At 47.3% G+C, this 8489-nt stretch carries 6 protein-coding genes; 1 reads left to right on the top strand and 5 read right to left on the bottom strand.

Going from position 1 to position 8489, the window contains the following annotated elements; all coding sequences use genetic code 11:
- Positions 1-131: 131 nt before the first annotated feature.
- From ACFQ2O_RS17730 to ACFQ2O_RS17750, 5 genes are all read right to left on the bottom strand, one after another.
- The gene (locus ACFQ2O_RS17730) at positions 132-1061 is read right to left on the bottom strand and encodes an NmrA family NAD(P)-binding protein (RefSeq protein WP_377530928.1); all 930 of its coding nucleotides are present in this window, start codon (positions 1059-1061) and stop codon (positions 132-134) included.
- A gap of 262 nt (positions 1062-1323) precedes the next feature.
- A complete protein-coding gene (locus tag ACFQ2O_RS17735; protein ID WP_377530930.1) occupies positions 1324-3579 on the bottom strand; it encodes a xanthine dehydrogenase family protein molybdopterin-binding subunit in 2256 nt (751 codons plus the stop codon).
- 9 nt (positions 3580-3588) lie between these two features.
- Positions 3589-4572: an FAD binding domain-containing protein gene (locus ACFQ2O_RS17740; RefSeq protein WP_377530933.1), complete on the bottom strand. Its 984-nt coding sequence runs from the start codon at positions 4570-4572 to the stop codon at positions 3589-3591.
- The gene (locus tag ACFQ2O_RS17745) at positions 4569-5222 is read right to left on the bottom strand and encodes a (2Fe-2S)-binding protein (RefSeq protein ID WP_377530936.1); all 654 of its coding nucleotides are present in this window, start codon (positions 5220-5222) and stop codon (positions 4569-4571) included. The genes ACFQ2O_RS17740 and ACFQ2O_RS17745 overlap by 4 nt, the downstream gene beginning before the upstream one ends.
- Before the next feature lie 303 nt (positions 5223-5525).
- Positions 5526-7235 (bottom strand): mechanosensitive ion channel family protein, encoded by a 1710-nt coding sequence (locus tag ACFQ2O_RS17750; RefSeq protein ID WP_377530939.1) that lies wholly within the window; start codon positions 7233-7235, stop codon positions 5526-5528.
- A gap of 532 nt (positions 7236-7767) precedes the next feature.
- Here ACFQ2O_RS17750 and ACFQ2O_RS17755 point away from each other — a divergent pair.
- A complete protein-coding gene (locus ACFQ2O_RS17755; RefSeq protein ID WP_377530943.1) occupies positions 7768-8358 on the top strand; it encodes a TetR/AcrR family transcriptional regulator in 591 nt (196 codons plus the stop codon).
- The last annotated feature ends 131 nt before the right edge of the window (positions 8359-8489 follow it).

Below are 8489 nucleotides of genomic sequence, written 5' to 3' on the forward strand. Positions count from 1 at the left end.
GGGAAAGCTGGACATGGAAAGATTTGTTTGGTCACAATCTTAACCTTACCTCTTCTTGGTGAGTTCTATCTTTTTATAAAAATGCTAAAGTCGAGCTAAGATTTGATTGCTCGTCCTCAAAATTATTTTCTTCACTGTTTATAAGCAGCCAGCACTTCGCTAACAGGAGTCCAGCTGATATCTGGATAACGATCATTGTCTAGATGTTCTAACTTTGCTTTACCGCTAAACATGTTGCGCAAGTACTGCATCCCTTGCCATGGCGGGAATACCTCATTGCTTTGTGGCATGATGGCACGTGTGAATTTGATCATAAGATCCAAAGTGCCTAAGCCCCCGATACGGAAAAGCTGAAACTCTTTCCCTGTTGACGCACTTGCCACTTCTCTCAGTTCGCGTGCACTAAGTGTGTCTCCTGCAACTCTGAGGTAGCGCGGAGTAGGAGTAGAGGAGTCCATTGCGGCAGCGGCTGTGAAGGCAGCTGTATCGCTGATGGTCGTGAAATCCAAAGGTTGATCTGCATCTCCCCAGTAAACAATGCGTTTCAAGGGGAAAAGAACCAGTGGAGCCTGACCAGTCAGCAGATCTGTGAACATTCCGTTCAGCACAGAAGTGGCGGCAATAGGAGCTGCATCAAGTCGCTCAGAAAATTCTTGCCGAAGATCCAGGTTTCGGTTCGTGCCACGCGGCAGGTTAGTGAAATCAATGGAGTAGTCAGAAGGTATAAAGCGGGGCACTCCTGCTTCTACAGCAGCATATAGCAGCACTCTCTGTGCCTCCAGTATTACCTCCTGCAGCCCTGACAAAGCAGAGACAACACAAGTTGCTCCAGAAAGCGCTTTACTTAGAGCAGAGACGCTTTTATAATCAGCCTCTATGATAGAAACCCCTTGCTGCTTCAGTTTATTGATGGTGTCTACAGTAGTACCCGGTCTGGTAATTGCCCGCACGTTAGCACCGTGTGCCAGCAGCGACTGTGCTATGCGCCCGCCAAGGTCACCTGTTATCCCTGCCAGCACAATTGTTGCCTTCTCTGAAGTAGTTTGTTGGTTTGATGCCATAGCCATAGTATGAATGTTTTGATCTTAAACTCCTAAACAGGATGAAAGTTATGGCCACTGCAGCAGGTACTATTACTATGAACATAGCCGTGGCATAAGTCACTTCGTTTTGCTACGCGCTTTTGTACAGGGTTTGAATGAATAACCTACTAGAGCTTATACAAACCTAAGGCATCCATTCTTGCTAGAGTTGACCTAACAAGTATGGATGCCTTGGGAATTACAGCATAGCATTAATGATACAGACCTCTGCCAGTTAATGTTATACTTGCTGCATCAGCTTGTCAGGGGTGATTGGTAACTCACGGATTCGCTTGCCAGTGGCGTTGAATACTGCATTGGCAACCGCAGGAGCCATACCTATCAAAGCTATTTCACCGATGCCCTTCGTGCCTAGTGGATTAGTATAAGGATCAGGCTTATTTACAAAGTATACTTCTATTTGCGGGATATCCGCATGAACGGGTACATGGTATTCTGCCAGGTCCTTAGTTACATATCGTCCGAAACGATGGTCCATTACCGCGTGCTCCATCAGTGCCATACCGATGCCGCCTACTGCCCCGCCAATCATTTGGTTCCCGGCAGTCTTTTCATTTACAATAGTACCCGCATCGGCACAGGAAACGATTTTGTTAACCCGTACCACACCCGTAACAGAATGTACCCGAACTTCCACAAAATGCACAGAGAAAGAGTACATAGAGAATTTCTTGCGCTCGTCACCGGGTTTGGCTTCGGCAGTTAACACAAGTTCCTGCTGCCCATTTAGCAAATCAGCTAACGGCACGGATGCAGCAGTACTCCCGGACAGTGCAAGCTGTCCCTCTTGCAATAACAGCTTATCTGGTTCGGCACCCTGAAAAGCAACGTGTCCCTTTGCAACAGCCGTTTCCTGTAGTTTCTGCTTTAAAGCAATGCATACTGCCTGCACCGCCGACCCTACACTTGAAATAGTAGAAGAGCCGCCTTGAGAAGGTGAGTGTGGAAAGGCAGAGTTACCCAGCTGAAATGTGATGTTGGCTGGTGCTACACTTAACTCATCAGCGGCAATCTGAACCATAGCTGTGCCTGTGCCTGGTCCGATGTCTGTTGTTGCACTCTGGATTATAACCCTGCCGTTTGATTGTAAACGGGCAGTTGCCTGAGCCATGCGAAAGTTTGCCCCAAAGGTGCCAACGCCCAGGCCATACCCTACCTGCCACTCCCCGTCGCGCAAGGTGCCTGGCTTTAGTTGACGCTTGCTCCACCCGATGCGCTTTGCACCCTCTTGCAGGCATTCAGTTAAATATTTGGTAGACCAAGGCAGTTTTTTATCGGGGTCTGTATCGGTATGGTTGCGCATGCGGAACTCCAGCGGGTCCAGGTTCAGAGCGAAAGCCATCTCGTCCATTGCGGATTCCAGGGCAAAAGCACCTGTTGCCTCACCCGGGCCTCGCATCCAGATAGGAGTGCTCACATCCAGCGCCAGAATGCGGTAGCGGGTGTCTACATTGGGGCTGGCATACATCATCTTTGTCTGCTGCAAGGTTGATTCGGTGAACTCCTCATAAGAAGAGGTCTGGCCAATAGCTTCATGGCTGATAGCGGTCAATTTTCCGTCTGCCGTGGCACTCATGCCAATCTTCTGCCAGGTGTGCGGACGGTAGCCTACCATAAAAAACATTTGCTCCCGTGTCAGCATCAGTTTTACCGGCCTGTTTACTTTTTTAGCGGCGATAATGGCAGCTGTTTCATGAGGCCAGGTGTGCAGGCCATTTCCGAAGGCACCTCCTACAAAAGTGGCGATTACCTTCACGTTCTCCACCGGAATACCCCAATCCTTGGCAAAGGCACGCTGCGTTCCTTTTACAGCCTGTGTTTTATCATATACCGTTAATTTGTCTTCTGCTTCCCAATGCGCGATAATGGCCTGAAGCTCCATCGGGTTATGTACTTCTGTCGGCTGTATGTATTCGGCTTCTATTTTAATAGCACCTGTTTTGTAGGCCTCCTTTTTGCCCCGAACATAATCAGCCAGATGTGAATCGGGGTTCTTCTGGGCCTGCGAAGGGAGAAATGCCTTCTGAACATTTGCATCGAAATCAGTGGCATGCTTGTCCTGTGTATACTGTGCTTTTACCAGTGAGGCTGCATGTAGTGCCCGCTCAAAAGTATCGGCCACCACCATAGCGATAGGCTGGCCGTTAGAGTACACTTTATCATCGTAAAATACACGCAGCGGTTGTCCGCCAGTGGGTGGCTCAGCGGGGTGATCATGCTGGGCAAAACCAGGTACTTTAGGAGAGTTAAGGTGCGAAATAACAGCCAGTACTCCAGAGGCTCTTTCTGCCGGCTTAGTGTCTAGGCTTTTGATGCGGCCCTTAGCGATAGTGCTTGTCACCAGCACGGCATGCACCATGTTTGGGAGCTCATACTCAGCGGCATATTTGGCAGCACCAGTTACTTTCATTCTGCCATCAACCCGATCCATTGGATCTCCAATATAAGGATCTTGTAATGCGTCTTGTTTTTTCATGGTAGATGTTTAGGCGATACCTGCGGCTGTTTTCAATGCTTGAATAATGGTGCTTGGCCCTAACCTAAGTTTATAGGCGTTATGTTCAAAAGCCTTGGCTCCACGCATGGCTACTTCGGCTGCCTGTTTAAACGATGCCTCTGACACGGGTTTCCCGGCAAGTGCTTTTTCTGCTTCCGTTAAGCGCCAGGGCTTGTGTGCCACTCCGCCCATAGCCAGACGTGCACTCTTAATAATGTTGTTTTCTATATCCAGCGCGGCTGCCACTGAAATAAGTGCAAAAGCATAGGAAGTACGCTCCCGCACCTTCAGGTAATGTGCATGTTTAGCATAAGGGTTATCCGGCACATCCACGGCTAAAATCAGCTCGCCTTTTTGCAAAGTAGTGTCTACTTCAGGATGATCTCCTGGCAGGCGGTGGAACTCGGCGAACGGAATGGTCCTTTCTCCTTTAGGTCCTGCCACCAATACTGTTGCATCAAGTGCTACTAAAGCGACATTCATATCACTGGGGTTAACAGCAATACACATATCTGAAAAGCCGAAGATGGCATGCATGCGATTGAAACCTTCTAAAGCACCACATCCTGTGCCTGGTTCCCGTTTGTTACAAGGCATGGCGGTGTCATAAAAGTAAGGGCAGCGAGTGCGCTGCATCATGTTGCCGCCTACGGTAGCCATGTTACGCAATTGAGCCGAAGCACCTGCATTCAAGGCCTGCGCCAGCAACGGGAGTTTTTCCTGTATCACTTTATCTTCAGCAACATTGCTGTTTGATGCCAGTGCCCCAATGCGAACTACGTTTTTACTTCTCTCTATTTTTTGGAGCGGAAGCCTATTGATATCAATAAGTTTTTCGGGTGTCATCACGCCTCTTTTCATCAGGTCGATGAGGTTGGTGCCACCTGCTATAAATTGAGCGTTACGATCTTTAGCGTTAGCCTCGATAGCGGCTTTTTGTTTGGATGGCCTTACATATTGAAACGGGATCATACTTTCTGCCCTCCGTTTTTAACTTCCATGATGGCATTTACAATGTTAGGATAAGCACCACAGCGGCAAATGTTGCCACTCATATATTCGCGCACCTCGGCTTCGGAATTAGCATGTCCTTCACGTATGCAGGCTACCCCCGACATAATCTGCCCAGGTGTGCAATAGCCGCACTGGAAGCCATCGTGTTTAATAAAGGCTTCCTGCATAGGGTGTAGCGCATCGCCCTTTGCCAAGCCCTCAATGGTAGTAATCTCTTTACCTTCCAGCATCACGGCAAAGGTGAGGCAGGAGTTAACGCGTTCGCCATCTACATGAACCGTACAGGCGCCGCACTGCCCGTAATCGCAGCCTTTCTTTGTTCCGGAAAGCTGCAGCTGTTCGCGCAGCAGGTCCAGCAGTGTTACGCGTGGTTCTATGTAGAGCTTCTGCTTTTCTCCATTAATGTTTAGCGTGACCCGTACCTTCTCAAACTTTTCTGCCAGTTTTTCATCCCAGGGCGTTTCAGCCGCTTTGATGATGGGGGAGGGAGCGAGGGCGAGCGCGGCAATTAGCGAACTCTGTTTCAGAAATTCTCTGCGTGGTTCGTTGTGCCGGCCAGAATTCTCCTGTGCTGCCGGCTTGCCTTCGCAGGCTTTATCATCTGCCATAATTAATACTATTAGGGGTGAAGAGGCTTAGGCATAAGTATACTCTTTTCTATTCAAGATAAAGATGCTAAGCCTATTTGAGCTACGATAAGTGATAGAGAATGTTAAGTTATCTTCTTAAAATGCTGCACCTTATTATGTTCGGCAGGGGTGAACTTGCTCTTAGCGCATCATCTCCTAAACAGGGACTGTATACTTGACTTTTCATACTTTGGGCTGCAAGCAGTATGTATAGGCAGGGTTAAGCAATGGGTCAAAGATTAAAATTATACCAGAATGTGCAAAGCCGTATCACCAACATGATTATCTAGCATCTTCTTCGGATCTATTCAACTCAGTGTTTTCTGCCTCCTGTGTCTGTGCTTTTTCTATGCCTTTGTCGCGGGTAAGGTATAGCGTTTGCGATGGGAATGCAAAGCCACTGCCTGCTTCCTCAATCACGTCCATTATACTAAGAATTAATTCTTCCTGTATTTCCAGAAACTCATTATAATCCTTTGCCAGCACATAAGCGAAAAACTCCAGTTTAAGTGAGTCGGCTCCCAACTCCACAAAACGCACCCTTGCCGGATCTGGGGAAACTTTAGGGTGAGCAAGTAAAAGTGCCTTTAGTTCAGCCAGGATAGAGCGGATTTGGCCAGGAGTGGTCTCATATCTTAAGCCAAGCACCGGGTGAAACCAGAAACGGTCACGGTGTGTATAGTTCTCGATTTTTAATGATGAAAACTCCCCGTTTGGAATAGTAACAATGGTGCGGTCGTTGGTGCGAATCCGGGTAGAGCGCATGCCAATTTGTTCTACAGTTCCGACCGTATCGCCTACTTTACAAAAATCACCTACGCGTATGGGCTGGTCGGCAATGAGCGTTACACTACCTACAAAGTTCTCAACTGTTTTCTGTGCACCCAGTGCCAGGGCAATACCACCAATACCTAAAGCAGCAAGGCCGGTTGTAACGTCAAACCCAAAAGTGCTGAGGATGGCAATAATACCAAATACGACAATGGCAATCTTAGCGCTTCGGCGTAGAAAAAGGACAATAGAGATACCGGCAGAGTTCCCACGACGGGTCAGCCGCTTTTCGCTGAACCTGGTGATAAAGTCAACGAGGCGCCATAGCAGCAGCAGCAGGGCCACCAGCAGAATGATGATATTTAATTCACTGAACTGCTGTCGCACAATGATGGAAATACCGGCTTCCCGGCTGGATGCTACCAGAATCCAAATAGTAAGGTACAGCCGGGTCGGTAAGGCAAAAGCTTTCAGAATACCAGTAACGTGCTCTTCTCCAGCTTTTCGCCAGAGGGAGCGGGTGATAAACATAATGAGTGCCGTGATACACCAGGCAATGAGGTATGCCAGGGCTGCCAACATAACCATAGCCAGCCAATGCCCAATGGGCACACCTCCCCATTTATTCTCTTTCAGGTAAGTAGGCAGTAGTCTGTCCGTTAGCGGCAGGTCCTCTACCTTTTCGGGCTCGAGCGGTACTCGCTGAATTGTTTCGGAGGAAAATTGCCATATAGGTTCACCTTCCGGCCCTTCTGTTTTTTCAACAAATAAATCAAATGTTTCTCCCTGATAAGTTGCCGTTCCTACGCGGTCCAGGTTCGGTCCCAGGTTATCGCCGGCAAGGCCACTCGTTTCATTGCTGATCCAGGAGTAGGGCATAATGTTTCCCCTTTGGTCGAGTAAGCGTTGCAGCGCCTGAGCCAGTATAGCCCCATCTTGTTTGGCCCCACGCGGCTTCTTCTCAATATTCAGATAATGGGCGGCCTTGGAGTAATCTTCCGCAGCTACTGCTTTTATAAAGCCATCCACAGTGCCGCGTGGCGTGCGCCTGCCCAGAGAGTCTTCGGCCCATTGCGGGGCTAAAACTTCCTGACTGTCAGAAGTATCAGATGGTAGTAACTGCGCTTGTGCCGAGAGGGCACTGGCTGTTAAGTTTACTAAAACCAGAAGGAAAAGAAGCAGGCTGTAGGTAGGGGTAAGGGGTTTATTTGCAATTGACATGGGTGATTAAGCACGTTAAATTAAATAATGATCAGCTCCTATAGTTAAATGTATAGCAAGAAGCAGCACAGCCTTGGCTGCATCACTTACTTTATACTTATGGGTTATTGCTTTGTTGCGGCTGTCGAGGCAAGCAGCAAACAAAAGAACAACCTTCAGTCATAGATGTTGTTATTGTTTTCTTCTGACGTGGTTCATGCTGTGTGTAATTTGACCTTAATGCACCGGTACAGCTCCGCCTTCACCAGATTCATCTTATCGTTAGCGCCTGTGCAATACAAAGGCAATCAGGTATTCAAGGGTTTTAAGTGCAAAAGGTAATAGGCTTTGCGTACTGCAGTCGCAAAAATATGTGTACAGACATGTATTTTATTTAAGACGTAAATCCTTATTTCTGATAGATGAGGGGGTGTTTTTTTATAGATGGAATGAATAAGCGCCTCATTTCAACTATAAATATTTTTTAAAATATATTGTTGATCATAACAAAAATATTACCTTTGGACCAGAAAACGGTTTTGGTCTAGAGCGTATGAATGAGAAAGATGAACAGATAAAGATAGAGATCCTGAATGGGGCTCAACATCTTTTCAGGCGTTTTGGCTGGTGTAAGACTACGATGGAAGACATTGCCAAAGCTGCGGGGAAAGGGAAGAGTACACTTTATTATTACTACAAAAGTAAAGACGAGATCTTTGATGAAGTAGTGACGCGGGAAATGGAGGAGGTGTTTCGGGTTTTAAGAGAAGAAGTTGCAAAAGCAGAAACTGCTGAAAACAAGCTTCGGACCCTCTGTAGTGTGAAGTTTGGTTTGCTACAGGAAAAAGCAAATTTATGCAACGTGATCCGTGGTGATATCGAAGCCAACATGCAGCGCCTGATTGAACTTAACAGGAGGTATGAAATAAGGGAGATCACCATCGTGCGGAACATTCTGAAGTTTGGACTTGAGAAAGGTGAGTTTGCGCAGTATGCCGTAAGTGACGTTGATGCAATTGCTTTTGCCATGGTTTGTGCTTTCCGCGGCTTAGAAGTAGGCCTCCTGGTTGAGAACAAATTTGCAGATATAGAGGCGCGAATGGATGTCATCAACAACATCTTAATGAGCGGCTTAAAGGCGTAAAAAAATTTCTAAACATTTAGACTGGAAAGCAGTTTTGGTCTAGTAGTATTCGCTAATATATAGTTAGCGTTTACACTAGTGGCTTGTTCATTAACTATAAGATGGTGTTATAGGTTCTCTGTTATTAGAAC

Origin of the sequence: Pontibacter rugosus (assembly GCF_042678745.1) — a bacterium.
Lineage (GTDB): Bacteria > Bacteroidota > Bacteroidia > Cytophagales > Hymenobacteraceae > Pontibacter > Pontibacter rugosus.

Coding starts and splice junctions, on each gene's coding strand:
- ACFQ2O_RS17750 (WP_377530939.1), bottom strand. CDS start 7,235: ATGTCAATTGCAAATAAACCCCTTACCCCTACCTACAGCCTGCTTCTT.
- ACFQ2O_RS17755 (WP_377530943.1), top strand. CDS start 7,768: ATGAATGAGAAAGATGAACAGATAAAGATAGAGATCCTGAATGGGGCT.
- ACFQ2O_RS17740 (WP_377530933.1), bottom strand. CDS start 4,572: ATGATCCCGTTTCAATATGTAAGGCCATCCAAACAAAAAGCCGCTATC.
- ACFQ2O_RS17730 (WP_377530928.1), bottom strand. CDS start 1,061: ATGGCATCAAACCAACAAACTACTTCAGAGAAGGCAACAATTGTGCTG.
- ACFQ2O_RS17735 (WP_377530930.1), bottom strand. CDS start 3,579: ATGAAAAAACAAGACGCATTACAAGATCCTTATATTGGAGATCCAATG.
- ACFQ2O_RS17745 (WP_377530936.1), bottom strand. CDS start 5,222: ATGGCAGATGATAAAGCCTGCGAAGGCAAGCCGGCAGCACAGGAGAAT.